Origin of the sequence: Curtobacterium sp. MMLR14_010 (assembly GCF_001865015.1) — a bacterium.
Taxonomy (GTDB): Bacteria; Actinomycetota; Actinomycetes; order Actinomycetales; family Microbacteriaceae; genus Curtobacterium.
In genome coordinates this window covers 85,936-111,378 of sequence record NZ_MJGV01000019.1, presented here as the reverse complement: position 1 = coordinate 111,378, position 25,443 = coordinate 85,936, and the positions used below count along the sequence as shown (strand labels likewise).

The following is a 25,443-nucleotide window of genomic DNA, read 5'->3' as shown; positions in this document are numbered from 1 at the left end:
CCGCTCACCCTACCGGCGTGCCGAGACCGGGCCGTTGGAGGACCCGCACGGTTCCTGCCCGTACATTTGCACGCATGTCCACACCCGAGCTCCCGCGTTCCCGTGCCGCCGTCGAGTCCTCGGGAGCGGTCCTCGACGTCCGGGAGTCGACCGGGTCGACGAACGCCGACCTGCTCCAGGCAGCGTCCGGCCTGCCGCACGGCAGCGTCGTCGCGACGCTCGACCAGACGGCGGGCCGCGGACGTCTCGACCGCTCGTGGACGGCCCCGACCGGGCAGACCCTCGCCGCCAGCGTCCTGGTGCGCGCCGACCTCGACGACCGCGACCGCGGCTGGCTGCCGCTCGTGGCGGGCGCGGCGATGCGCGACGCGGTGCGCGCGGCCCTGGAGCCGGCACCCGACGACGTGACCGACGGAACGGACGCGAGTCGAGCCTCCCGACCGGATGGGACGGAACGGGTGCTCGTGAAGTGGCCCAACGACGTCCTGGTCGACGGCCGCAAGGTCTGCGGCATCCTCTGCCAGGTGGCGGACGACGGCGCGGTCGTCGTCGGAGCCGGCGTGAACCTCACCATCCCAGCCGACGCGCTGCCGACGCCGAACGCGACCTCGCTCGTCGCGGCGGGCGCGACCGGCGACGCGGCCGGCCTGGCAGACGCGGTGCTGTCCGGCTTCGTCACGGGCGTCCGGGAGGCCGTGGTCGCCCTGACGACGGGCGGTGCGGACGCCGACGCGGTCCGGTCCCACGTCCGGTCCGTCTGCGGCACGATCGGCGCGCGGGTCCGGCTGGAGCTGCCCGACGGCAGCGTCGTCGAGGCGGACGCCACCGGGATCGACGACGACGGCCGCATCACGATCCGGGATCGAGACGGCGTCAGCAGGGGCGTCGCCGTCGGGGACGTCACCCACCTGCGGTATGCATGACGCCATGACCGCCGAGCCCCCGCCAGAACGCGTCGTCGCGCGGCTGCGGCCGCACGCGCGCAGCCTGGTGCGTCCCGCGGTCTTCGTGGTGCTCGTGGCAGCGGCCGGCGGCTTCGGCTTCGGGGTGTTCCAGGCGCAGTACGCCTGGGTCAACGCCGTGATCGCAGTGCTCGTCGTCGCGCTGGTGCTGTTCGGCGGCATCGTGCCGCTCGTCCGCTGGATGACCCGCCGCTACGTCGTCACCACCAGGCGGCTGGTCGTCGTGCACGGCCTCGGCACCAGGACGCGTCGGGAGCTGCTGCACTCGCGGGGCTACGACGTGACCGTGCGGCGCCGTGGGCTGCAGGGGCTGTTCCGCTCCGGGGACGTGCTCGTGTTCCCGGGGGACGACCCGGCCGTGGTGCTGGCCGACGTGCCCCACGCCGACCTGGTCGTCGCGGTGCTGCACGACATGGTGGAGGCCCACGAGGCCCGGCGCCGACACCGCGAGCCGGACTGGGACGAGATCGTCGGCGGACCCGACCGGCCGTCGTGGGGCGACGTGCACCGTCGGTAGTTCCGGTACCGTCGTCCCGTGCGCATCTCAGTCATCGGCTGCGGTTACCTCGGTGCCGTGCACGCCGCTTCCATGGCCAAACTCGGACACGAGGTCGTCGCGGTCGACGTCGACCCGGTGAAGATCGAGCGGCTCGCCGCCGGCGACGCCCCGTTCTTCGAACCGGGACTCCCCGAGATCCTCAGCGAGGCCCTGGCTTCCGGGCGGATCCGCTTCACCACGGACATGTCCGAGGTCGCGGGCGCCCGCGTCCACTTCGTCGCCGTCGGCACGCCGCAGGGGCCGACCGGCGCCGCGGACCTGACGTACGTCGACGCCGCCGTGGCTGCGCTGACGCAGTACGTGGCCGCCGACGAGTTCGTCGTCGGCAAGTCCACCGTCCCGGTGGGCACCGCCGCCCGCCTGGCGGAGTCGGTGTCCGAGGCCGTGCCCGGCGCGACGCTGGTCTGGAACCCCGAGTTCCTCCGCGAGGGCTTCGCCGTGCAGGACACCATCTCGCCGGACCGCCTGGTGTACGGCGTGCCGTCGGGAGCCGCGGGGGAGTCCGCCGTGGCCGCGCTCGACGAGGTCTACGCCACGACCCTGGCCGAGGGGACCCCGCGCCTGGTGGTCGACCTGGCCACCGCCGAGCTCGTCAAGGTCAGCGCGAACGCGTTCCTGGCGACGAAGATCTCCTTCATCAACGCGATGGCCGAGATCGCCGAGGTCGTCGGCGCCGACGTCACGGCGCTCGCCGACGCGATCGGGCACGACGCCCGCATCGGCCGCAAGTTCCTGAACGCCGGCCTCGGGTTCGGCGGGGGCTGTCTGCCGAAGGACATCCGCGCGTTCCAGGCCCGGGCGACCGAGCTGGGCGTCGGTGAGTCACTGGCCTTCCTGGCCGACGTCGACGCCATCAACCTGCGTCGTCGCGCCCACGTCGTCACCCTCGCCGAGGAACTGCTCGGCGGCGACGTCACCGGCAAGCGCGTGGCCGTGCTCGGGCTGGCCTTCAAGCCGAACTCGGACGACGTCCGTGACTCGCCGGCGCTCGACATCACCGCGCGACTGCACGAACTCGGCGCCGTCGTCTCGGCGTACGACCCCGAGGCCAACGGCACGGCCGCCCGCATCCACCCCGAGGTGCACTACGTCGACAGCGCGGACGAGGCCGTCCGTGGGGCCGACCTGTTGCTCGTGCTGACCGAGTGGAACGAGTTCCGCGAGCTCGACCCGACCGCGGTGGCGTCGCTCGTGGCGCGGCCGGTCGTGGTCGACGGCCGGAACTGCCTGGACCGTGACGCCTGGACGGCCGCGGGCTTCGAGCACCACGGCATGGGGCGCTAGGCCCCCTGCCGGGTCAGCGCCGGTCGGCGACCGCGTCCCGCAGCACGGCGCGGTAGCGCTCGCCGATCCGCTCCGTCGAGAAGTCCTGCGCCGACGCCGTCGCGCCGTCCTGCCACCGCGCGCGGGCGTCGGCGTCGGTCAGCGCCCGACGGAGACCGGCGCGGAGCTCCGGCACGTTGCCCGGCGTGACGAGCACCCCGGAGACGTCCTGCTCGACGACGTCGCGGATGCCGGGCAGGTCGCTCGCGACGATCGCGGCACCGACGGCGGCGGCCTCGAGCAGGGTGACCGGCAGGCCCTCCTGGTCGCCGTTCGCCGCCGCGACCGACGGCAGGGCCACGGCGGTCGCGGACGCCAGCGTCTCGAGGACCTCGGTCTTGCCGCGCTGCCCGAGGAACGTCACCGGGAGCCCGGCGGCCTGGCGCTCGAGCCGCTCGCGCCAGGGGCCGTCACCGACCACGACGAGCTCCCACGGCAGGTCGTCGATGCCGCGCAGCGCCTCGAGGAGGTTGCCGAAGCCCTTCTTCTCGACGAGCCGACCGACGGCGACGACCCGGCCGGGGCGCCGCTCGACGCGGTCGCGTGCGGCGAGGGCCGGCGCGAGGTCGACGCCCATCGGGATGACGCTCGAACGGGCCTCGGGCACGCCCCACTCGGTCAGGCGCTCACGCATCTCGCCGTTGACGGTCGTGACGCGGGCGGAGCGGGAGAACACCCAGCGCTTCAGCGCCACGAGGGGCGCGGCGCGCAGGGCGTAGACGTCGCCGCCGTGCGTGGTGACGACGATCGGGACGCCCGGCGCGGCGAGCACCGCGACGAGGGCCTGCGGGATCGCCCAGTGCGCGTGGACGACGTCGGGGCGGAAGGCGCGCACGGCACGGCGGACGGCGACGTACTGCGCGGCGAGGAGCGCCGGCACCTGCACGATGCGCGAACGCCGTTCCTTGAGGTTGTCGAGGATGGCGCCGTCGGCGAGGTCCTCGAACCGGCGGGGGAAGTAGGGGAACCGCACGACCCGGACGCCGTCGATGGTCTCCGAGCGGGCGCCACCGGACACCCGCGGCGTGAGCACGGCGGTGTCGAACTCGGTGGCTTCCTGTCGAGCGAGGTCGAGCACGAACGCGGGGACGCCGTCGTCAGGCGTCGCGGGGAACGTCGACGCGAGGACGAGCAGACGGGGGCGGTGGGACGCGGGCATCTGGCGGTGTCCTCCGGGGATCGGTGGGCGGTCGTCGAGGGGCGCGCCGCGGTTGGTACCCTGCTGTGGGCCCGTGCCGAACGACCAGAAGGCAGGCAGCGGGCCAGACCCCGAGCAGGAGACCCGTGCGCGTACTGATCCACAATAGCGATTCCCCCCACAACCGAGGCGACCGCGCCATCCTGGCGGGGAACATCGAGCTCGCCCGGCGTCGCTGGCCCGGCGCCGAGATCGTGTCGCTCTCGCAGTACCCGGAGCGCGACGCGGCCTGGTTCGGCATCCGGTTCCTGCCGGTGTCGCCGTACAGCACGGGGATCGGGGACATGCTCCGGCTGCTCCGCGCCGCACGGGGCGCCGACGTCGTCCTGTGGGGCGGCGGCGAGATCCTGAAGGACTACACGAACAAGCTCGGGCTGGTCTACTGGCTGCTCAAGCTCGTGCTGCTGCGGCTGGTGAACCGCCAGGTCATCGGGGCGTTCCAGGGGATCGGGCCGACCTCGGCCGACGTCAGCAAGCGGCTCATCCGCGCCACCGTCGACCTGACCTCGGTCTTCATCGTGCGCGACGACGAGTCCCGCGAGAAGCTCCGGTCGTGGGGTGTCCGGACGCCGGTGATCTCCTCGTTCGACCCCGCGGTCGTCGGGACCGTGACCACGCCGGACGCCGACGTGCTGGCCCGGCTCGAGCGCACGACCGGGCTCGTCGCGGAGCGCCTCGACGGCTCGATCGGCATCGGCGTGCGCCGCTGGTTCCACTACAAGCGCAGCGGCTGGATCCCGTTCCGCTTCGTCCCGGCACGCCTCCGCGGGTCGCAGGCCGAGTCGGCCGAGCTCGCCACCTACCGCGCCGCGCTCGCGGAGCTGGTCGACCGGGTCGTCGACCGCTGGGATGCCGACGTCGTCTTCTACCCGATGCACATGGAGGCCTCCGAGGGCGACGCCGCCTTCGCCCGCGAGGTCATCGCGCGGATGCGGCACGCCGACCGGGCCTTCGTGGTCGACGCCGACGAGTTCTCGCCGGCCGAGTACGCCGGCCTGATGTCCCGCAGCCGGCTGTTCATCGCCAGCCGCCTGCACTCCGCGATCGTCGCCACCATCGCCGGGGTCCCCGCGACGGTGCTCTACTACGTCGACAAGGGCCGGCTGTTCTTCGAGCAGATCGGCATGCAGCGGTACGCCCGCCCGATCGAGCAGTCGCTCGAGCCGACGTTCGTCGAGGACGTCCTCGCCTCGCTCGAGGACCTCGACGAGCACCGCGACCAGGTCGTCGCCGACCTCGCTGCCGGGGTGGCGTCGATGACCGAGCGACTGCAGGCCGACTTCGCCGAGGGGACCGAGGGCGTCCGATGAGCCCGCGCATGCGTGCGGTGGCGCGTCGGGTCATCCCGATCGTGTTCTACGTCCTGCTCGCGCTCTTCCTGTTCCTCTACGTCCGCAGCGTGGACTGGGGGCAGCTCGCCGGCATCAAGTGGAACTGGTGGTGGGTCGCCGTCGCCACGGCAATCAGCCTCGGGTTCCGGTACTGGGGCGTCGGGATCTGGTTCTACCTGCTCCGCCGGCTCGGTGCCACGGGGCTGAAGGGCAGCGGGGTCACGCTCACGCACGTCTACGCCAAGAGCTGGATGGGCCGTTACATCCCGGGCGCCGCGACCTGGATCATCGGCAAGGTCTACTTCGCGTCGAAGCACGGGGTGTCGAAGGCGCGGCTCGGCGTCAGCGGGCTGCTCGAGGGTGCGCTGCAGATCGCCGCGACCCTGGCGCTCGCCCTGGTCCTGCTGCTCATCGACCCGAGGACGCACGCGCTCGACCCGTGGATCATCGTGCTGATGATCGTCGCGTTCGTCGGCTGCGCGGTGTGCCTGATCCCGCGGGTGTTCGTCTTCCTCATCAGCACCGCGCTGCGGATCCTGCGCCGGAAGCCCCTCGACGACGACGTGACCCCGAACCTCGGCACCGTGCTCGGCGGCGCCGGGCTCTACGTCGCCGGAGCGGTCCTGTCGGGCACGGCGTACTACTTCATCACCCTGGCGGTGTACCCGTCGCTGAAGCTCAGCGACGCGACGTTCGTCATCGGTGCGGCCAGCATGGCGTCCGCGATCAGCATGCTCGCGGTGTTCGCGCCCGGCGGCCTCGGGGTGCGCGAGGGCGTGCAGGCGCTCCTGCTCGCGCTCGTGATGCCCGGCCCGATCGCGCTCGTGGTCGTCGTCGTCACCCGCGTCTGGAGCCTGGCCGTGGACGGCCTGTTCCTGCTCTGCGCGTCGGTGCCCATGTGGTTCCGGCCGAAGCCGGACCGCCTCGACGAGCCGACGGTCGAACCGGCGGCCTGACCGGTAGCCACACCCGCACCGGCACCGGCACCGGCACCGGCACCGGCACCGGCACCTGCCCCACCGGACCCGACCACGGCCGTCCGACCCGCACCGCGCGGGTCAGGCGGCCGTCGTCGTGACCGGGGTGGGGCCTCCCGGCTGGTGCGTCCGTGACCCGCGGACGATCGCGACCACCGCGACGACGAGCCCCACGGCCACCAGGACGAGCAGCGCGGCGACGACCACCGGCGACACCGGACCGAGCGCCGCCCAGCGGTCGATGCCCGCGCGGGTCGGCAAGAGGGTAGCGGCGTTCCAGAACCAGGTCCCGACGACCACCAGGCCGTACACGCCGACGGCGGGGGCGGCGAGGGCGAGCGCCACGGCGAGCACGCGACGCCCGGCAGCCGTGCGGGGGATCCGCTGCCAGGCGACCGCGCTGAGCGCGATGAGGCAGATGACCGCGGGGAAGTAGTAGCGGCCCTGGGTGGCGGCGACCTCGGTGGTGGTGAGGTAGGCGTGCGCGCTCGTGTACGTCTGGATGCCGATGAGCAGCGCCGGGAACACCGCGAGCACGACGACGGCTCGGAGCTCCGGCCCGCGACGGAACGCGAAGCCGACCACGGCGGCCAGGGCGACCAGTGTCAGGACGCTCGTGAGGACGTCACCGATGCTGACCTGCGCCTTGATGCCGGGGCTGCCCCAGAACGTCCTGGCGAGGGTGCCCCAGCTGACGTCGAGGAAGTGCCCGAGCGTCGGGTGCTCGCCCGGTGGGAAGTCCTTCGGCGGCCGCATCGCCGCGTACCCGTTCGGCTGCAGGCGGTGGTACGCGACGAGGTTGTGGACCCACCACCAGGCGCCGACGACCGCACCGGTGCCGAGGACGACGAGCGTCCGCACCAGCCGGGTCCGGAGCGGCAGGACGCCGGCACCGGCGACGAGCACGACGAGCGCGACGAAGGGGATCGCCGGCAGCCCGGTCCCCTTGACCCAGATGAGCGCACCGAGGACGACACCGAGTGTGACCGTGGTGCGCCAGCGCAGGTCCCCGGTGAGGAGCCGGGTCGCGAGCCACACCACGACGCCGGCGAACAGCATGACGGGGGCGTCGTTCGACACCGAGGACGCGATGGACGCGAGCTGCGGCGTCGCGAACAGGGCGAGCGCACCGACGAGGGCGGCGACGGGCGACCGCGTCAGGCGGCGCACGGACGCCCACGCCAGGAGCGGCAGGGCGGTGACGGCGACGACGTCCACCAGGCGCAGCGCCAGGACCGCGTGGTCCCACCGCAGGTCCGCGAAGTGCACGGCCTTGAGCGTCACCGCGTACACCAGGTAGGCGGCCGGCGGGTGCTGGGTCATCTGGTTGACGGTGTCGGAGACCCCGGGGGCACCGCTGAGGAGGCCCGCGAACGTGGACCACTGGTCCGACGGGAGCGTCGCCTGCTGTCCGGCGGCGGCCTGGACGGCGTTCAGCACGTGCAGGTCACCGGGCGCTGACCAGGCGTCACCGAGGGCCAGGTGCACGGCGGCGTCGATGTGCGCGGTCTCGTCGGGGGCCTGGAACACCGGCACGACGAGGGCCCAGACGAGGAGCCAGAGCCCGAAGGTGACCGTGACGACGGCGATGGTGACCCGCTCCCACCTCGCGGCTGGCGGGGCGGACGGGATCGAGGACTGCACGCAGCAAGCCTAGGGGAGCGCCCAGCGGCACGGCCGGGCGGGACGGTGCGCCCCGGGACGGTCAGGCGTCGTGGGACTGACGGGCGCCCTGGTCCTGCTGGACGCCTCGGTCCTGCTGCGCGCCTCGGTCCTGCTGCGCGGGGACGTCGCCGTCGACGCGGTCGCTCTCCTGCTGGACCCGGTCGGGGTGGTAGACCCACGCCTTGTACAGCCAGAAGCGGAAGGCGGTGCCGAGGACCAGCCCGATCACGTTGCCGGAGATGTTGTCCGCCAGTGCCGAGGTGTAGCCGAGCGCGTAGTGCGACACGGCGAGGCACCCGAGCGAGATGACCATGCCGCCGAGCGACACGACCACGAACTCCAGGCCCTCCTTCGCGGCGACCGAGCGGCGCTGGTGGCGGAACGTCCAGTACCGGTTGCCCATCCAGTTCACGAAGATGGCGACGACCGTCGAGACGACCTTGGCCCAGAACGGCCCGGAGTGGACCTCGTCCGGCGAGAACACCGTCGCGCGCAGCAGGTTGAACACCGCGAAGTCGACGACGAAGCCGACCGCTCCGACGATGCCGAAGCGGGCGAGCTGTGCGATGAGACGCCGCACGCGGCCTCCTGGATCCGTAGAGTTGTCGCTGGCCGGTCCGCAGGACGGCGCGTGGTCGATCGGCGATCGGCCACCCGGAATCGTAGACGACCGGGTCTCCCGGCACGGTGAGAACGACGGAAGGAACACACAGCATGGCGTTGCGCGTCGGAGTCGTCGGTGGAGGGCAGCTCGCCCGGATGATGGTGCCGGCGGCGGTGGAGCTCGGGATCGACATCCGGGTCCTGGCCGAGGGCCCGGACATGTCCGCGGCGATCGCCGCGACGGCCGAGGGCGACTACCACGACGCCGAGACGGTGCTGGCCTTCGCGCGGGACGTCGACGTCGTCACGTTCGACCACGAGCACGTGCCGCAGGACGTCCTGCGCACCCTCGTCGCAGCCGGCGTCGCGGTGCGCCCCGGTCCCGACGCGCTCGCCGTGGCCCAGGACAAGATCGTGATGCGCACCCGGCTCACCGAGCTCGGGCTGCCGGTGCCGGACTGGGCCGCCGTCCACAGCCCCGACGAGCTGCGCGCCTTCCTCGACGCGCACGGTGGCAGGGCCGTCGTCAAGACCGCCCGCGGCGGCTACGACGGCAAGGGCGTCCGCGTCGTGACCGACCCCGCCGACGTCGACGACTGGTTCGTCGCGGTCGGGGAGACCGGCGGCGCGCAGGCGCTCCTCGCCGAGGAGTTCGTGCCCTTCACCCGCGAGCTCGCGCAGTCCGTCGCCCGCCGTTCGTCCGGTGAGGTCGTCGCGTGGCCGCTCGTCGAGACCGAGCAGCGTGACGGCGTCTGCGCCGAGGTCATCGCCCCCGCCCCTGACAGCGCCGGTCGCCTGGCCGACCTCGCCGAGTCGATCGCGGTGCGCATCGCCGAGGAGCTCGACGTCACGGGGGTGCTCGCGGTCGAGCTGTTCCAGACCGGTGACGAGCGGATCCTCATCAACGAGCTCGCGATGCGGCCGCACAACACCGGCCACTGGTCGATCGACGGCGCGACGACGAGCCAGTTCGAACAGCACCTCCGCGCGGTCCTGGACCTGCCGCTCGGTGCCACCGGCACGAACGCACCGGTGGCCGTGATGGTCAACGTCCTCGGTGGTCCGGCGGACGGTGACCTCGCTGGACGCTACCCGGCGGCCCTCGCGGCCTTCCCCGAGGCGAAGTACCACTTCTACGGCAAGGCCCCGCGCCCGGGCCGGAAGATCGGGCACGTCACCGTGACCGGCGACGACGTCGACGACGTCGTCTACCGGGCGCGGAGCGCAGCGGCGCACTTCGACGACTGACCCGGCCGGCGCGGCCGACGGCGGCGAGCGGACACCGGACGGGAGGCTCGTGGCTGGCCCGCCACGAGCCTCCCGTCCGGTGGGTCCCCACGTCCACGGCGGCTGCCACCCGTCCAGGTGGCACCCGCTCTGGCGGCTGGTCGGCGTCCGCACGGCGTGGTGCCATGGACGGGTCAGGGGAAGTCCGTCCAGGGGAGCCGTCCATGCCACGCCGTCCGCGCGCCAGCGCCCGTACCGGTGCTGCCACCGTCGCAGCGGCCGTCGTCGCGCTCACCGTCGGGGCCGTCGTCCTGCCCGCGGCACCCGCCGGTGCGCTGACATCAGCGGCCGTGCACACCGCGTCCTCAACCGCGCTCTACGGGAACGGGCAGTACACGTCGCCGACCAGTGAGGCGGCGAAGGCCGCCACGGCGCTGGCGTCGTCGGACCCGGCCGGTGCGCGGGCCGCGTCGACCATCGCGCGGTACCCGGTCGCGACCTGGCTCGGCGAGTGGACGACCGGTGCCGCGCTGGACCGGACGCTCGACACCGCGACCGCCGGGGCCGCCGCGAACGGGACCACCGCCGTCTTCGTCACCTACGCCATCCCGCAGCGCGACTGCGGCGGGTACTCGGCCGGTGGGTTCGACGAGACGTCCTACGACGCGTGGGTCGACCGGATCGCGTCGAAGCTCGCGGGCAAGCGCGCTGCGGTCGTCGTCGAGCCGGACTCGCTCGCGATGCTCAGCAACGACCGGTGCACGGCAGCCCTCGACCAGCAGCGGTACCGGATCCTGTCCCGCGAGGTCGCCGCGTTCACCGCCGCCGGGGTCCCCGCGTACCTCGACGCCGGCAACTCGAACTGGGTGCAGCCCGCGACGATGGCCGCCCGGCTGACCAGCGCCGGCGTGCGGGACGCCCGCGGCTTCTTCACGAACGTCGCGAACTACTACCCGGCCGCGCAGGAGCAGGCCTACGCCGAGAAGGTCTCCGCACTGACCGGCGGCGCGCACTACGTCATCGACACCTCCCGGAACGGACAGGGCTGGCGCGGCACCTGGTGCAACGCCCCCGGCGCCGGTCTCGGGACGTCGCCGCGGGTCGTCGCCGACGGCACGGCGCTCGACGCGCTCCTCTGGGTGAAGACCCCGGGTGCGAGCGACGGCACCTGCAACGGCGGCCCGACCGCTGGGGCGTGGTGGTCCGCGTACGCGCAGGCCCTCGTCGCGAACGCGCGGGTCGGCACGCCCCCGGCGCTGCGGTCGCCGATGGGGACGCTCGACGCCGCGACCGGTGCCGGCGAGGCCGTCCGGGTGCGCGGGTGGGCGTTCGACGAGGACGCCCCGAGCCGGGCACTCGGGCTCCGCGTCACCGTGGACGGGCGGGTCGCCGCTCGGTCCACCGCCGCGCTCACCCGGCAGGACGTCGCCGACACGTACGGCGTTGGGGCCGAGCACGGGTACGACCTCGTGGTCCCGGCGAAGCCCGGTCCCCGCACCGTCTGCGTCACCGCGGTCAACACCGGACAGGGGCGCGACGTCCGGCTCGGCTGCGAACGGACCACGGTCTTCGGCCACGACCCCGTCCTCCGAGTGTCGTCGGCGACGGCGACCACCGGCGGCATCACCGTGCAGGGCTCCGCGTACGACGGCGACGACACCGCGGCGTCCGTCAGCGTCACGCTGCGGGTCGACGGGGCGGTCGTGCGGCGGTTGGCAGCGTCGCGCACCCGGACGGACGTCGACGTCGCCGTGGGGGCCGGACCGTCGCACGGGTTCCGGACGGTGCTGCCGGCGCGGGCCGGGAAGCGCTCGGTGTGCGTCCGCGCGACGAACATCGGTGCGGGGCGGGACGTCACCACGAAGTGCCGGACCGTGACCGTGCGGGGGCGGTAGGCGGGGCGGTCGCGTCGGGTCGGCTCGGTAGGCTCGTCGGGTGACCGACTCCACCGCTCCCGCGCCCCTCGTCTCGATCATCATGGGGTCCGACTCGGACTGGCCCACGATGCGCGCCGCCGCCGACATCCTCACCGAGCTCGGCATCCCGTTCGAGGCCGACGTCGTGTCGGCGCACCGCACGCCGGACAAGATGATGCGCTTCGGCCGCGGCGCTGCAGCCCGAGGCATCCGCGTGGTGATCGCCGGCGCCGGCGGTGCCGCGCACCTGCCGGGGATGGTCGCGTCGGTGACCACGCTGCCCGTCATCGGCGTGCCGGTGCAGCTCGCCCGGCTCGACGGGCTCGACTCGCTGCTCTCGATCGTGCAGATGCCCGCCGGGATCCCGGTCGCGACGATGGCGATCAACGGCGCGGCCAACGCCGGGCTCTTCGCCGCGCGCATCATCGGGTCGTCCGAGCCCGCGGTCGCTGCCCGGCTCGCCGACTACGCCGCGGGCCTCGAGGAGCTCGTCGAGGCCAAGGCGGCGGCGCTGCGCGACCAGCTCTGACGGCGGCGGGACATGCCGCCTGCTGCCTGTCGCTCGTCACGGCTTCCCTGAGCGGCGTCGTGCCGCTCGGGGTGGCCGCGCGGCCGTCGGGGTGTCTCGACGGCCGCGCGGCGCGCTGACCGACTACTCGCGCTTCGCCGCGAACTGCCGCAGGTTCGTCATCGAGGACCGGTAGACGTCCTGGTCGCCCGGGAACACGCCCTCCGCGGCCCACTGCCAGAACCGCCACTGCGACCAGCTGCGCCCGAGCGTGCCCGGCGAGGAGAAGTCCCGGCTCGGCCACATCGCCACGAACAGCGGGTTCTTCGAGAACGCCCGGCTGTCGTTCGTGCACTTCTGCCACCAGTCCGTGGTGGTGTAGATCGCCGGCCACCGACCCGTGCGCTGGTGCACGGTGTCCGAGAAGCTCCGGATCCACGTCCGCATCCGGCTCCAGCTGAGCCCGTAGCACGCGCCCTGCGCCGCGCTGCCGTACTCGATGTCGAGCAGCGGGGGCAGCGTCCACCCGTCGGGGTTCCACTGGCCCATCGACTTGAAGAAGAAGTCCGCCGTGGCGCGGCCGCTCGCCTGTGCGGGCTGTGCGTAGACGTACCCGCCGCGGATGAAGCCAGCGGCGCGGGACTGCTCGTACTGCTGCACGTACGTCCGGCTCTGGTAGGTCACGCCCTCGGAGGCCTTGATGTACGCGAACCGCGCGCCGGTGCGGTAGGCGGCGCGCCAGTCGACGTCGGGCTGCCACGCGCTGACGTCCATGCCCTGCACCTGGTACGGCGGCGGTCCGCCCGCAGCGGCCGAGGTGGTGGCCTGCGGGCTGGTGCGCATGGTCGTGCCGGCAGCGGCGCCGGCCTGGGCGGCGCGAGCGGCGATGCTCGCGCCCATGGTGTGGTCGCCGACGGCGTCCATCGTCGCGAGTGAGGGGTCCGGCGTGCCGGTGGCGGCGGACGCCGTCGAGGCGGGGCTGGAGCTGGCGGTGCTGACGGTGCTGGCAGTGCTGCTGGTGGCGGCGTCAGCGGAGGGCAGGGAGGGTCCGGCGACGAGCACCCCCGAGCACACGGCGACCAGGGTGGTCATCCACCAGCGACGGGACAGCCCGGCTGCGGGCATGTCGGAACGGGGTGTGGGCATGACGTCTCTCCTCGTCGAGCTCAGCACGACGAGGCCTGACCCCCGGCGCGTCCGATGATGCTACCCAGGGCTTCCGACAGGCGCGATGCCCCCGTCCGCGCCGACGAGTGGTCAGGAGGCTCGGGTCGCCCCCGACAGGCCGTCCACCGTCACCGTCGTGGTGGCGCCGGACACCGACACGGACGCGGTCCAGACGGGAGCCGTCCCGGGGCCGCCGAGCACGAGGGAGCCCAGGGCGCTGCCCGGGACGGCGGCGATCGCCTTGGTCGCCGCCGCGGCGGCGTCGACCTGCAGCGACTTCGCCCTGGCGGCGTTCACCGCGGCGGTGGCGGCGTCGGCGTCCTTCGGGAACGGTCCGGAGGTGACGCGGCCGAGACTGGCGGACACGACGGACTGGGTCTGGGCGCCGTCCGGACCGGCGACGAGGACGGTCCAGGAGTCGCCGGACCCGATCAGCGAGACGACCGTGCCGCCACCGGCAGCGGCGACGCCCTGCTTCGTGACGTTCGCCCAGTCGATGGTCGCCGGCGCGTCGGCACCCCCGCCGTTGCCCGTCCCGGTGCCGCTGCCGCTGCCGTCGCCGGGGTCGTCGGTCGGCTGGGCTGCTGGCGTCGACGGGGCAGGAGCCGGGGCCGCCGTGGCGGTCGAGGACGGTGCCGTCGTGGGGGCGGCGGTCCTGGTGGCGGTCGGCGTGGGGGAGGCGGACCGAGTCGACGTCGCCGAGGTGCTCGGGCTCGGGGTGTCCCCGCCCGTGCAGCCGGCGAGCACGACGGTCAGGCCGAGACCGATGGCGATGGCGGTCGGGATGGTGCGGGCCGTGGCTGCTGGGCGTCGTCGGGACATGAGCCGATCCTGACAGTGCCCGACGGGTGTCGACCGGAGGACACGGCGGTGGTCGTGATCGATGCCGAGCCGTGATCGACGCGGCGCCGGCTCAGAGGTCGGCGTGCAGGGCCCAGGTCTCCTCGGCGGAGTCGCGCCAGTCGAACATCCGGGCGCGGTCCGGTCCCGCGACGGCGAGCTGGCCGGCCAGGAGCGGGTCGTTGACGACCTGGTAGACGGCCTGCGCGAGACGCTCGGGGTAGGACTCGCGCGGCGACGTGGCGACGGTGACGCCGGCGTCCGAGGCGACCTCGCGCACGGCGGCGTCGTCGGAGTGCACGACCGGCGTGCCGAAGCTCATGGCCTCGATGACCGGCAGACCGAAGCCCTCGGCGAGGCTCGGGAAGACGAACACCGATGCGCGTGAGTACGCCACGGCGAGGTCTGCGTCGTCGATCCGGCCGAGCACCTTGACGCGGTCCGGCGTGAGGCCGGCGCCTTCAGCGAGGCCGTGCACGTCGACGTCGCCCCAGCCGTCCGGGCCGGCGATGACGAGCGGCACCTCGGCGGGGGCGTCGTGGTGCGCCATCGCCTCGATGAGGAAGCGCAGTCCCTTGCGCGGTTCGAGGGTGCCGACGGCGAGCACGTAGCGGTCGGGCAGCCCGAGCCGCTCGGCGCGGAGGTCGGCGTCGACGGGCACCGTGAGCCGTCCGCTCGTCGCACCGCCGATCACGCGCAGGCGTTCGTCGAAGCGGTGGATGCTGTTGAGCTCCGCGGCGACCGCGTGGGTCGGCACGACGACCGCGTCGGCGTACTTCCACGCCCGACGGACCATCGCCTTGTGGAAGTGCACGCCCCGTGGCGTCAGGGTCTCCGGGTGCGTCCACGGCACCGTGTCGTGCACGGTGACGACCGTCTGGTGGCCGACGTCCTGGAACCGGTTGTGCTTCACCAGGGGCGCGAGGACGCTCGGCGCGTGGACCATGCCGCGCGAAGCGCCCTTGGCCAGACCGGCCTGCCACGCGAGGGAGAGCTCGCGGCGTGGGAGCGCCAGGCGCTCGAGTCCGCCGAGTCCCGGCAGGAGCGTGGTGAGCCGCTCGATGTCCGCTGCGGGGGCGGCCGAGACGACGGCCTCGACCTCGCAGCCAGCCGGTGCGGTGGCGATGAGGTGCCGGGTCAGTTCCTCCGCGTAGCGGCCGATCCCACCCGGGACCGGGGCGATCACCTGGTCCACGATCACGCGGAGAGTGGTCATGGTGGGGCTCCTGGTGCTGTCGGCGAACGGGTCCAGACACTACCAGTCGGACTCCGGGGAGCCCGCTGAGCGGCGACCGAGTTCGGCTCGTTTCGCCGGAGTGGATACGCTTGCACCGAACGAAGGGGACTCTTGACCACCATGCCGGTCGCAGCGCGGCGCCTCCGCGGCCTCGTCGACACCACCCGCCTCGTCATCGTCCTCGAACACCGATGGACGCTGCGCGTCGGGATCCTGGTGTTCATCGCGGTCGGGGCGGTGCTGTCGGTCGTCATCCACATGCCGGTCGTCGACGGCGTCGGACACGTGCCCTACAGCGGCACGATCGCGCCCGACGAGAACCGGCACATCGCGAACATCCTCTACTACGCGAGCCGCAGCGTCTGGGCCGGACCGGTCATCACCGACGCCCCGCCGCACCTGCTCACGATGGGGGAGATCGAGCGCTTCCCGAGCTACTTCTACTACTACGCGGCGAGCTTCCCGGTGAAGGCGCTCCTTGACCTCGGGGCGCCCTACAGCGTCATCGTCGTGGCCCTGCGCTTCGCGAACGTGCTCATCGCCGCGGTCGGACTGCTCGTCGTGCACCGCCTCGTCCGCGCCCTCGGCATCTCGGCGTCCATCAGCACGCTCGTCGTGCTGCTGCTCGCGTTCACCGGCCGCTACGAGTGGCAGGCCGCCGCGGTCACCTACGACACCCCGGCGAACACGCTCTACTTCCTCTGCCTGCTGTACTGCGCCCGCCTGATCCGGTCGAGCTCGACCGCGTACGGGGACCTGGTCCGCGCCCTGGTGATCGGCATGGCCGCGATCATCGTGAAGTACACCTTCGTGCCCTTCGTGCTCGTGGCGATCGTCGTCGCCGTGGCCCTCGTCGTGCAGCGCGACGGCGTGCAGACCTTCGCGCACCCGGTCCGACGGCTGCGCGCGGCCTTCGTCGAGCACCCGCTCACGTCGTCGCTGTGGGCGCTGCTGTTCGTGGTGTCGTTCGCGGTGCTCCTCGAGCGGACCGGCATCAACCTGCTCGTCTACGGGCAGTTCAACCCGGACTGCACCAAGCTGCACACGCACCAGCAGTGCCTGTCGTTCGACATCTACCGACGGAACTACTGGGCCGCACGGGCACACAGCCTGGGCGTGCTGAACAACGCACCGCAGACGCCCTTCGACGTCTTCGAGTTCGTCGGCAGCTGGCTCAGCGCCTACTTCCAGAGCATGTTCTTCTACCGCGGACGTGAGACCGCGTGGCAGGTCGACATCTGGGTGCAGGTCGCCGGCGCGCTGGTGCTCGTGCTCGCGATGGTCGGCACGCTGCTCTCCGTCCGGATGCTCAGCCGCACGCGGGCGTTCGTCTGGGGCATGGTCGTCGCGGGCAGCTACGTCGTCGCGATGTTCTTCTTCAACCTGCGCACGTTCATCCGCCTCGACAACGAGTACGCCTTCTCCGGCCGGTACCTGATCCCGGTCCTGCCGCTCATCTACGCCTTCGCCGTGATCGGTGCCATCGCCATGTGGGGGCGGATCACCCCGGGCTGGCGGCGCGTGCTCGTCGTGCCGGCCGTCCTGCTCGGGCTGTTCGTGCTCGTCACCTACGCCGGGCCGGTCGCCTTCTTCACCTACGCCCACGGGGACGCCTGGTTCACGCCCTTCGCCATGCGCTTCCTGCCGACGTTCCTGACGGGAGCCGCCGCATGACCGGGACGACGCCCACCACCCCGACCGCGACACGGCGTCCGTGGCTGCGACGGCGGCACTGGTCCCTCGGGATCGTCGTGCTGCTGCTCGTCGTCGTCGCGCTCGGCTACGAGTACCTGTCAGCGCCCAGCACGACCCAGATCGGGGCGTGCCGGATCGTCTCGGGCGCGACGCCGTCGGAGCACAGCGAGTGCGCGGGCGACGACCTGGCCGGCAAGGACCTCTCCGGCCGTGACCTGCGTCTGGCCGACCTCAAGGGCGCGGACCTCTCCGGCGCCGACCTCTCCGGCGCGATCCTCTACGGTGCGGACCTGTCCGGGGCCGACCTCCGCGGTGCCACCTTCGCGGACTCGGACCTGACCCAGGCGAAGCTGACCGACGCGCAGCTCGACGACACGGACTTCACCGACGCCGGCATCAACGGCATGGACGTCCAGGGCACGGTCCTCGCGGCCAGCCAGTACTCGGAGTGGGTCGACAGCGACGACCCCGTGCTCGTGACGCTGACGGCCGGCACGCAGCCCGGCATCACGGACAACAGCTGCGAGCACCGCGAGGGCCTGTACTACCCGGGCCAGAACGTCGTCACGTGCTCGCTCGGGACCGACGCGAACTACGACAGCCGGCTCTCCTACGGCCGCACGATCGAGCTGAAGCAGGCGCCCGAGATCACCGCGCCGTCCGTCATCCGTCTGCGCGCGGGCCGGACCGCCATGGTGCAGCTCCGTGCTGAGAGCCCGTTCCCCGCGGTCGTGACGGCGTTCTCGTCACCCCTTCCGGAGGGGCTCGTGTGGAACCCGGACACGCAGCAGATCAGCGGGACCCCGGCGGCCTCGGCGGTGGGGTCGAGGACGCTGGAGTTCATCGCCGACAACGGCCGTCAGGTCCGGCAGCAGATGACCATCACGATCACACGCTGACCACCACGACGGCGACGAGCCCGGACCGATCGGTCCGGGCTCGTCGCCGTCGTGGTGTGCGCCGGTGTCAGGCGGCGAGGACGCCGGCCTGGACGGCCGCGTGCAGTGCCTCGCGCCAGTCACGCATCGGGGCGAGCCCCGCACGGGACCAGGCGTCGTGCCCGAGCACGCTGTACGCCGGACGGGGAGCCGGCCGGACGAACGCGGCGCTGTCGGTCGGCAGCACCCGCTCGGGGTCGAGACCGACCTCGGCGAAGATCGCCTTCGTGAAGTCGTACCAGGAACCCTGCCCGGCGTTCGTGCCGTGGTAGACGCCGGCGGGGGCGTCGGCGTCGAGGAGCGCGACGATCTGCCGTGCCAGGTCCCCGGTCCACGTCGGCTGACCGACCTGGTCCGTGACGACGCTGACGGTGTCGTGCGAGCCCGCGAGCCGGACCATCGTCTTCGCGAAGTTCGGGCCACCGGCGCCGTAGAGCCAGGCGGCGCGCACGATGTACGACGAGTCGGGGGCGACGGCGCGGACCGCGGCCTCGCCCGCGGCCTTGGTCCGCCCGTAGGCGCCGAGGGGGACCGTGGGCTCGTCCTCGGCGTACGGGGAGGTCCCGGTGCCGTCGAAGACGTAGTCGGTGGAGACTTGCACGAGCTTCGCGCCGGCCGCCACGGCCGCGGTCGCCAGGACCTCGGGCCCGCGGGCGTTCACGGCGTGGGCGTCGTCCTCGTGGGACTCGGCGTCGTCCACCTTCGTGTAGGCGGCGGCGTTGACCACGACGTCGTGCCCGGCCACGGCGGCGTCGACGGCCGCCTGGTCGGTGATGTCGAGGTCGGCGCGGGAGAGGGCGGTCACGTCACGTCCGGCGAGGGCCTGCTGGAGGTCCTGGCCCAGCATCCCGGCGGCGCCGGTGATCAGGTAGCGGGTCATGGCGTCGGCGTCAGCGCAGGGCCGCGCGCTCCTTGAGGGGCTCCCACCACGCACGGTTGTCGCGGTACCACTGCACGACGTCGGCCAGCCCCTGCTCGAACGGCACCTGCGGCTCGTAGCCGAGCTCGGCCTGGATCTTCGAGATGTCCACCGAGTAGCGCAGGTCGTGTCCGAGCCGGTCGGCCACGCGGTCGACGTACGACCAGTCCTTGCCGGTGGCGTCGAGCAGGAGCTGGGTGAGCTCCTTGTTCGTCAGCTCGGTCCCGCCGCCGATGTTGTAGATCTCGCCGGCGCGGCCGCGGGTGAGCACGAGGGCGATGCCCCGGGTGTGGTCGTCGACGTGCAGCCAGTCGCGGATGTTGTCGCCCTCGCCGTACAGCGGCACGTGCCCGTCGTCGATGAGGTTCGTGACGAACAGCGGGATGACCTTCTCGGGGAAGTGGTACGGCCCGTAGTTGTTCGAGCAGCGCGTGATCGAGAGGTTCAGCCCGTGGGTGCGGTGGTAGCTCCGCGCGAGCAGGTCGCTGCCGGCCTTCGACGCCGAGTACGGCGAGTTCGGCTCGAGCGGGCGCTCCTCGTCCCACGAGCCCTCGGCGATGGAGCCGTAGACCTCGTCGGTGGAGACGTGGACGAAGCGCTCCGTGCCGTGGCGGAGCGCGGCGTCGAGCAGGCGCTGGGTGCCGACGACGTTCGTCTCGACGAAGATGCCGGAGTCACGGACCGAGCGGTCGACGTGGGACTCGGCGGCGAAGTGCACGATCGCGTCGATGCCCGGGACGACCTCGTCGAGCTTCGCGGCGTCACGGATGTCGCCCTGCACGAAGGAGTACCGCGGCGAGTCCGACACCGACGCGAGGTTCTCGAGGTTGCCCGAGTAGGTCAGTGCGTCGTAGACGACGACCTCGGCGCCTTCGAGGCCCGGGTAGGCGTCCTGCAGGGTGCGACGGACGAAGTTCGAGCCGATGAAGCCGGCTCCTCCGGTGACGAGGATCTTCACGCTGTGTGCCCTTTCGTGGCCGATGGCGGTCGGCTCGGGGCCGACGACGGTCGGCGAGCAGTCTAGCGGGGCACCGGAGCGCGGCGGCGGGACGACCCGGGGGTGTGGGCGCTCCGAGGCGTCACCGGTCCGCCTTCAGGATCACGAACTTCCCGGTGAACCAGCGCTGCGTGACCGTCCAGCCCGCGGCGCGGAGCTGCCGCTGCAGGAGTCGCGGTTCGTCGTCGGTGCGTTGGCCGACGAACCAGATCCTGTCGACGTCGTCGGTGGACGGCAGCGGGTCGCGCACGTCGGACCGCTCCGCCCACAGCTGTCCGAGCGACACGGCCGAGCGGCGGAGCGAGAGGTCGCGCATGCCCGCGAACGCGTCCGGGTAGGCGGCCGCGACGAACTCCGTGGTCCGGTTCGGGTGCCGCGGCAAGGGCCCGTACCAGATGGCGTCCCTGGTGCCCGGCGGCTCGGCGGCCCGGCCGTCGGTGAGGACCTGCGCGGCGGCGGCCCAGGTGGAGCCGTCCTTCGCGGTGGGGGTCCGCTGGGCGACCCAGATCGGGGTCACGAGGGCCGCGAGCGCGACGAGCGCGACGATCGTGACCACCCGCCACGGCACGCTGGTCAGCGCGAGCGCGACGAGCACCGCGACGAACGGGCTGCAGAACGTGAGGTAGCGCGGGTCGTAGAGGGGACGGACGAGCAGGGACACGACGACGACCACCACCGTCGGGACCACGACGACCGGCAGGGCGACGGCCAGCGCCGGGACCCGTCCGCGCAGCCGCGGCACGACGAGCGTGGCGACCACCCCGGCGACCACGAGGGCCCACGGGACGACCGCCCACGGGCCGGTCCCGCCGAACCACTGTCCGACGAACACCCGCTGCGCGAGCGCGGCGTCGAGGCGGAACGCCCCCATCCAGTACAGCTGCCCGGTCTGGCCGCTCACCATGCGGACGAAGGGCAGCAGCACGAGCCCGGCGACGAGTGCGGCACCCGCCCACCACAGGGCGGCGCGGGCCTCCGCGCGTCGGTGCCGCCCGAGCACCAGCAGGCCGATCGTCACCGCGTGGGCGAGGACCACCAGGTCGGTGTAGACGAACAGCAGCCCGGCGAGGACCGCGATCACCGTGTACCCGACCCACCACGCGACCGCCGTGCGCCGACGCTCCCGGGTCCGGTCGAGGGCCACCACGAGCACCAGGGTGAGCCCGACCGCGGCGAGCGTGGACGTGGCGCTCGACCGGCCCTCCGTCCCGGCGAAGAGCAGGCGCGGGACGCAGCACGTGAGGACGCCCGCGACGACGGCGGTCCAGGGCCCGGCGAGACGCTGGACGAGCAGCACGGTCAGGCCGGCCGCCAGCCCGACGGCGATCGCACTCGGCAGCCGCAGGGTGAAGGGGCTGTAGGGGACGACCTCGAACCACAGGTGCAGCAGCAGGTAGTACGCCCCGTGCACGCCGTCGACGTGGTGCACCATGCGCCAGAGCTCGGGCAGGGACCGTCGGACCCCGCTCATCGTGGCGCCCTCGTCCGCCCAGGCCGACGGCACCCACGACCCGGTCATCGTGACGAGGAGGCCGAACACGGCGACCGCCGCCGCGGCGAGCACCGTCGACCGGTCGGTGCGACCACCGGCCGGCTGCAGCCCGGGAGCGGCCTCCACGGGTGGTGCAGGCGCCGGCATGCCGGTCACCGTAGCAGGGTCAGTCGCCGTACCTGGCGAGCTTCTGCAGGTCGAGCTGTTCCTCTGCCAGGGTGCGGTTCAACCGGGTCAGGTCCGCCACCACGCCGATGGTGATGGAGAGCAGGGCGCTGATCATCAGGACCATGCCGAGGATGAGCGACTGCAGGTGGTTCCCGCCGCTGTCCGTCCACAGCAGCACCAGGTAGCGCACGAACGGGATGAGCCCGGCGATCCCGAAGACCGCACTGACCCAGGCGAACAGCGCCATCGGCCGGTACATCAGGTACACGCGGGCGATCGCCGAGCCGGACTGGAACATGTGCTGCCAGATGTTCTTGAACAGCCGCGACTCGCGGGTCTTCGCGTTCGTGGTGATCGGGATGCTCGCGATCGCCAGGCGCTTGTAGCCGGCCTGCACGATGGTCTCCATGCAGTAGCTGAAGCGGGTGACGATGTTCAGCCGGATGAGCGAGTACTTCGAGTACGCGCGGAAGCCGCTGGCCGCGTCGGGCAGGTCCAGGCCCGCCGCGCGGCTGGCCACCCAGGAGCCGAACCGCTGCATGACCTTCTTGAACCCGGAGAAGTGCTCGATCGTCCGGGTCTGCCGGTCGCCGATCACGATGTCCGCGTCGCCGGTGATGATCGGCTGCACGAGCTCGGTGATGTGCGCCTGCGGGTACTGGTTGTCCCCGTCGGTGTTCACGACGATGTCGGCGCCGTGCAGCAGCGCGTAGTCGACGCCGTCGCGGAAGGACCGGGCGAGGCCCATGTTCGTGGTGTGCCGGACGAAGTGCGTCACCCCGTGGGCCTTCGCGACCTCGACCGTCCGGTCCGTGGAACCGTCGTCGATGATGAGGATCTGGATCTCGTCGATGCCCGGGATCGACCGCGGGATCGTCTCGAGGACCGCAGGCAGCGTCTCCTCTTCGTTGAGGCAGGGGATCTGGACGAACAGTTTCACGAGGCGGTGGGTTCCCTGGGTTGGTCGGCCGGTGGGTTCCGGCCCGGGCACGCGGCACCCGGCGCTCTGACGGGCACACGGACGTCCCAGTGTATGCAGAGTGTTCCTCGGTCCGTGCCACGATGAGGGCATGGCTCCTCTCCGGTCGACCGTCGCCCGCCTGCTCGGCCGGGGCGCGCCGCAGCCGCAGACCCCCTCGACACCCCCTCCGCTCGTGGGCTTCGTCGTCCACGGAGCGGGCGGGGTGCACCCGGCGTCCGCGCACATCCGGGTCACCGGACGGATGTCGGCGCTCGCCGCGTCCGGTGCCGCGCGCGTCGCCCAGGTCGACCCGGTGCGCTGGGCCGACGGCTCGGACACGGCCCACCTCGACGCGATCCTGGTGCAGCGGGACGCCTTCCCGCTCGGGTCGCTCGACGCCGCCTTCGCCCGAGCGGCAGCGGAGGGGACCCGGATCGTGGCCGAGGTCGACGACGACTTCTTCACCGCCGAGGCCCGCGACCGCCTGGCCCGCGCCGAGTACGACCCCGACCGGCTCGCCGCCGTGCACCGCCTGGTGCGTGGCGCCGACGCAGTCGTCGTCTCGACCGAGCCGCTGCGCGCGGTCCTCGCCGCGCAGGGGATCGAGGCGGTCGTGGTGCCGAACGGCGTGCAGCCCGGACTCTGGGCGCACGAGCCCGTCGTGCCCGCGCCGGACGGCCCGCGCCGTGTCCTCTACATGGGCAGCGCCACGCACGGCGGCGACCTCGACCTGCTCCGCGAGGTGTTCGACGGCTTCGTGGACGACGACGGCCGGGCCGTGCGGCTCGAGGTCGTCGGGGTGACGCAGGACGACGCCGACGCCTGGTACGACCGACTCGCGCTGCCGGAGGGCGCCACGCACTACCCGCAGTTCGTCGCGTTCCTGCGTGAGCACGCGCACCGCTGGTCGGCCGGGGTCGCGCCCCTGACGGACGACCGCTTCAACGACGCCAAGAGCGACCTGAAGTTCCTGGAGTACTCGATGCTCGGGCTGCCCTTCGTCGGGTCCGACCGGCCGTCGTACGCGGGCGTGGACGCGCACGGCGGCCTCCTCGCCGCCGACGGCACCGACGCCTGGCGGTCGGCACTGCGCACGGCCTTCCACGACCCCGAGGAGCGGGTCCGCCGCGCCCAGGCCCACGTGCTGGCCGAGCGGGTGGTCGCCGAGGGCCGCGACGAGCCCGGCGAACGCGCGTGGCGGGCGGCCCTCGGGCTGACCTGAGCACGACGGCCGGGCGTCGTGGACATCACCGGCCGGCTTGCTACGCTGCTCCGGTGCAGATCCGCGAACTGAAGATCCAAGGCGCGTGGGAGTTCACCCCCGTCCAGCACGGCGACGCCAGAGGCGCTTTCCTCGAGGCCTACCGCGCCGACGTGCTCGAGGACACGGTCGGGCACCCGCTCGACCTCCGCCAGGTGAACATGTCGATCTCCGCCAAGGGCGTCGCCCGCGGGATCCACTACGCCCTCGTCGCCCCGAGCCAGGCGAAGTACGTCACCGCCGTGCGCGGCGCGTTCATCGACTACATCGTCGACATCCGCGTCGGGTCGCCGACCTTCGGCCAGTGGGACTCGGTCCGCATCGACGACGTCGACCGCCGTGCGGTGTACCTGTCCGAGGGCCTCGGCCACGCGATCGTCGCGCTCGAGGACGCCTCCACCGTGAACTACCTCGTCAGCGCCCACTACGACCCCCAGCGCGAGAAGGGGATCAGCATCCTCGACCCCACCGTGGGCCTGCAGCTGCCCGACGGCATCGGCGAGCCCGTGCTGTCCGAGAAGGACACCAGCGCCCCGACCCTCGAGCAGGCCGCCGAGCAGGGTCTCCTGCCGACGTACGAGGAGTGCCTCGCCTACACCGAGTCGCTCCGCACGAAGCCGCAGGGGAGCGCCGCATGAAGGGCATCATCCTCGCCGGCGGTTCCGGCACGCGCCTCTGGCCGATCACCAAGGGCATCTCGAAGCAGCTGATGCCGATCTACGACAAGCCGATGGTGTACTACCCGCTGTCGACGCTGATGATGGCCGGCATCCGCGAGGTCCTCGTCATCACGACCCCCGAGTACAACGACCAGTTCCGGGCCCTCCTCGGCGACGGTTCGGCCCTCGGCATGACGATCGAGTACGCCGTGCAGCCGAGCCCCGACGGCCTGGCCCAGGCGTTCGTGATCGGTGAGGACTTCATCGGCGACGACAGCGTGGCGCTGGTCCTCGGCGACAACATCTTCCACGGCACGGGCCTCGGCACCAGCCTGCAGAAGAACACCACGGTGCAGGGCGCGACGATCTTCGCGTACCACGTGGCCGACCCGAAGGCGTACGGCGTCGTCGAGTTCGACGACGACTTCACCGCGGTCTCCATCGAGGAGAAGCCGGCCCACCCGAAGTCGAACTACGCGGTGCCCGGGCTGTACTTCTACGACAACGACGTCGTGCAGATCGCCAAGACCATCGAGCCGAGCGCCCGCGGCGAGCTCGAGATCTCCACCGTCAACGAGCGCTACCTCGAGGCCGGCACCCTCGGCGTCGAGGTCCTCGACCGCGGCACCGCGTGGCTCGACACCGGCACGTTCGAGTCGATGATGCAGGCCTCCGAGTACGTCAAGGTGATCGAGGACCGTCAGGGTCACAAGATCGGCTGCATCGAGGAGATCGCCTGGCGTAACGGCTGGATCGACGACGCCGCACTCGCCGACCTCGCCGCCCCGCTCGCCAAGAGCGGCTACGGCGTCTACCTGCAGAACCTGCTCCGCAGCTGAC

At 72.6% G+C, this 25,443-nt stretch carries 23 protein-coding genes; 13 read left to right on the top strand and 10 right to left on the bottom strand.

What is annotated here, in order from left to right; all coding sequences use genetic code 11:
• Positions 1–74 precede the first annotated feature (74 nt).
• Genes BIU98_RS03555 through BIU98_RS03545 form a run of 3 tightly spaced genes read left to right on the top strand, consistent with a single transcriptional unit; the run spans position 75 to position 2,805 of the window.
• Positions 75–923, top strand: coding sequence for a biotin--[acetyl-CoA-carboxylase] ligase (locus tag BIU98_RS03555; RefSeq protein ID WP_071271554.1), 849 nt, complete (start codon positions 75–77; stop codon positions 921–923).
• 4 nt (positions 924–927) lie between these two features.
• Positions 928–1,479 carry a PH domain-containing protein gene (locus tag BIU98_RS03550; protein WP_071271551.1) on the top strand — a complete coding sequence of 184 codons (552 nt, stop codon included), beginning with the start codon at positions 928–930 and terminating at the stop codon, positions 1,477–1,479.
• Positions 1,480–1,497: 18 nt separating this feature from the next.
• Positions 1,498–2,805 (top strand): UDP-glucose/GDP-mannose dehydrogenase family protein, encoded by a 1,308-nt coding sequence (locus BIU98_RS03545; protein ID WP_071271548.1) that lies wholly within the window; start codon positions 1,498–1,500, stop codon positions 2,803–2,805.
• 13 nt (positions 2,806–2,818) lie between these two features.
• On the opposite strand, the gene BIU98_RS03540 is transcribed toward BIU98_RS03545, so the two are convergent.
• Positions 2,819–4,003 carry a glycosyltransferase gene (locus BIU98_RS03540; RefSeq protein ID WP_071271545.1) on the bottom strand — a complete coding sequence of 395 codons (1,185 nt, stop codon included), beginning with the start codon at positions 4,001–4,003 and terminating at the stop codon, positions 2,819–2,821.
• Positions 4,004–4,128: 125 nt separating this feature from the next.
• Between BIU98_RS03540 and BIU98_RS03535 the strand changes: the two genes are divergently transcribed.
• Both BIU98_RS03535 and BIU98_RS03530 read left to right on the top strand, forming a co-directional pair.
• Positions 4,129–5,352, top strand: a complete 1,224-nt coding sequence (locus BIU98_RS03535; protein WP_175481280.1) for a polysaccharide pyruvyl transferase family protein — start codon at positions 4,129–4,131, stop codon at positions 5,350–5,352.
• Positions 5,349–6,329, top strand: a complete 981-nt coding sequence (locus BIU98_RS03530; protein ID WP_083392934.1) for a lysylphosphatidylglycerol synthase domain-containing protein — start codon at positions 5,349–5,351, stop codon at positions 6,327–6,329. Before BIU98_RS03535 ends, BIU98_RS03530 begins: the two co-directional genes overlap by 4 nt.
• Before the next feature lie 102 nt (positions 6,330–6,431).
• Here the strand turns inward: BIU98_RS03530 and BIU98_RS03525 are convergent, their stop codons facing one another.
• Both BIU98_RS03525 and BIU98_RS03520 read right to left on the bottom strand, forming a co-directional pair.
• Entirely contained in the window at positions 6,432–7,994 is a 1,563-nt protein-coding gene (locus BIU98_RS03525; protein WP_071271536.1) for a DUF2142 domain-containing protein, read from the bottom strand.
• A 61-nt stretch (positions 7,995–8,055) separates the two neighbouring features.
• The gene (locus tag BIU98_RS03520) at positions 8,056–8,595 is read right to left on the bottom strand and encodes a GtrA family protein (RefSeq protein ID WP_139200543.1); all 540 of its coding nucleotides are present in this window, start codon (positions 8,593–8,595) and stop codon (positions 8,056–8,058) included.
• A 134-nt stretch (positions 8,596–8,729) separates the two neighbouring features.
• Between BIU98_RS03520 and BIU98_RS03515 the strand changes: the two genes are divergently transcribed.
• From BIU98_RS03515 to purE, 3 genes are all read left to right on the top strand, one after another.
• Positions 8,730–9,866: a 5-(carboxyamino)imidazole ribonucleotide synthase gene (locus tag BIU98_RS03515; protein WP_071271533.1), complete on the top strand. Its 1,137-nt coding sequence runs from the start codon at positions 8,730–8,732 to the stop codon at positions 9,864–9,866.
• 203 nt (positions 9,867–10,069) lie between these two features.
• The gene (locus BIU98_RS03510) at positions 10,070–11,740 is read left to right on the top strand and encodes a glycoside hydrolase family 6 protein (protein WP_071271530.1); all 1,671 of its coding nucleotides are present in this window, start codon (positions 10,070–10,072) and stop codon (positions 11,738–11,740) included.
• Between the two features lie 82 nt (positions 11,741–11,822).
• Positions 11,823–12,290: a 5-(carboxyamino)imidazole ribonucleotide mutase gene (gene purE / locus BIU98_RS03505; RefSeq protein ID WP_175481282.1), complete on the top strand. Its 468-nt coding sequence runs from the start codon at positions 11,823–11,825 to the stop codon at positions 12,288–12,290.
• Between the two features lie 123 nt (positions 12,291–12,413).
• Here purE and BIU98_RS03500 read toward each other — a convergent pair whose 3' ends face one another.
• The 3 genes from BIU98_RS03500 to BIU98_RS03490 all read right to left on the bottom strand — a co-directional run bounded on the left by BIU98_RS03500 (position 12,414) and on the right by BIU98_RS03490 (position 15,492).
• Complete coding sequence (locus BIU98_RS03500) at positions 12,414–13,415, bottom strand: GH25 family lysozyme (RefSeq protein ID WP_083392932.1); 1,002 nt, start codon at positions 13,413–13,415, stop codon at positions 12,414–12,416.
• A gap of 111 nt (positions 13,416–13,526) precedes the next feature.
• Positions 13,527–14,258, bottom strand: coding sequence for a hypothetical protein (locus BIU98_RS03495; RefSeq protein WP_071271524.1), 732 nt, complete (start codon positions 14,256–14,258; stop codon positions 13,527–13,529).
• Positions 14,259–14,349: 91 nt separating this feature from the next.
• Positions 14,350–15,492, bottom strand: a complete 1,143-nt coding sequence (locus tag BIU98_RS03490) for a glycosyltransferase family 1 protein (protein WP_071271521.1) — start codon at positions 15,490–15,492, stop codon at positions 14,350–14,352.
• 132 nt (positions 15,493–15,624) lie between these two features.
• On the opposite strand from BIU98_RS03490, the gene BIU98_RS03485 reads away from it, so the two are divergent.
• Entirely contained in the window at positions 15,625–17,187 is a 1,563-nt protein-coding gene (locus BIU98_RS03485) for a hypothetical protein (protein ID WP_139200542.1), read from the top strand.
• On the top strand, positions 17,184–18,107 hold the full coding sequence (locus BIU98_RS03480) for a pentapeptide repeat-containing protein (RefSeq protein WP_071271515.1): 924 nt from the start codon (positions 17,184–17,186) through the stop codon (positions 18,105–18,107). Before BIU98_RS03485 ends, BIU98_RS03480 begins: the two co-directional genes overlap by 4 nt.
• Before the next feature lie 67 nt (positions 18,108–18,174).
• Here BIU98_RS03480 and rfbD read toward each other — a convergent pair whose 3' ends face one another.
• The 4 genes from rfbD to BIU98_RS03460 form a co-directional block, all read right to left on the bottom strand.
• Positions 18,175–19,026 carry a dTDP-4-dehydrorhamnose reductase gene (gene rfbD, locus BIU98_RS03475; protein WP_071271512.1) on the bottom strand — a complete coding sequence of 284 codons (852 nt, stop codon included), beginning with the start codon at positions 19,024–19,026 and terminating at the stop codon, positions 18,175–18,177.
• A 10-nt stretch (positions 19,027–19,036) separates the two neighbouring features.
• Entirely contained in the window at positions 19,037–20,023 is a 987-nt protein-coding gene (gene rfbB / locus BIU98_RS03470) for a dTDP-glucose 4,6-dehydratase (protein ID WP_071271509.1), read from the bottom strand.
• 121 nt (positions 20,024–20,144) lie between these two features.
• Complete coding sequence (locus tag BIU98_RS03465) at positions 20,145–21,701, bottom strand: glycosyltransferase family 39 protein (protein WP_139200541.1); 1,557 nt, start codon at positions 21,699–21,701, stop codon at positions 20,145–20,147.
• A 19-nt stretch (positions 21,702–21,720) separates the two neighbouring features.
• Positions 21,721–22,662 (bottom strand): glycosyltransferase family 2 protein, encoded by a 942-nt coding sequence (locus tag BIU98_RS03460; RefSeq protein WP_071271503.1) that lies wholly within the window; start codon positions 22,660–22,662, stop codon positions 21,721–21,723.
• 130 nt (positions 22,663–22,792) lie between these two features.
• Between BIU98_RS03460 and BIU98_RS03455 the strand changes: the two genes are divergently transcribed.
• From BIU98_RS03455 to rfbA, 3 genes are read left to right on the top strand one after another with little or no spacing between them, the layout of a single operon-like run.
• Positions 22,793–23,905: a glycosyltransferase gene (locus BIU98_RS03455; RefSeq protein ID WP_071271500.1), complete on the top strand. Its 1,113-nt coding sequence runs from the start codon at positions 22,793–22,795 to the stop codon at positions 23,903–23,905.
• A gap of 53 nt (positions 23,906–23,958) precedes the next feature.
• Positions 23,959–24,582, top strand: a complete 624-nt coding sequence (locus tag BIU98_RS03450; RefSeq protein WP_071271497.1) for a dTDP-4-dehydrorhamnose 3,5-epimerase family protein — start codon at positions 23,959–23,961, stop codon at positions 24,580–24,582.
• The gene (gene rfbA, locus BIU98_RS03445; RefSeq protein WP_071271494.1) at positions 24,579–25,442 is read left to right on the top strand and encodes a glucose-1-phosphate thymidylyltransferase RfbA; all 864 of its coding nucleotides are present in this window, start codon (positions 24,579–24,581) and stop codon (positions 25,440–25,442) included. Before BIU98_RS03450 ends, rfbA begins: the two co-directional genes overlap by 4 nt.
• The last annotated feature ends 1 nt before the right edge of the window (position 25,443 follow it).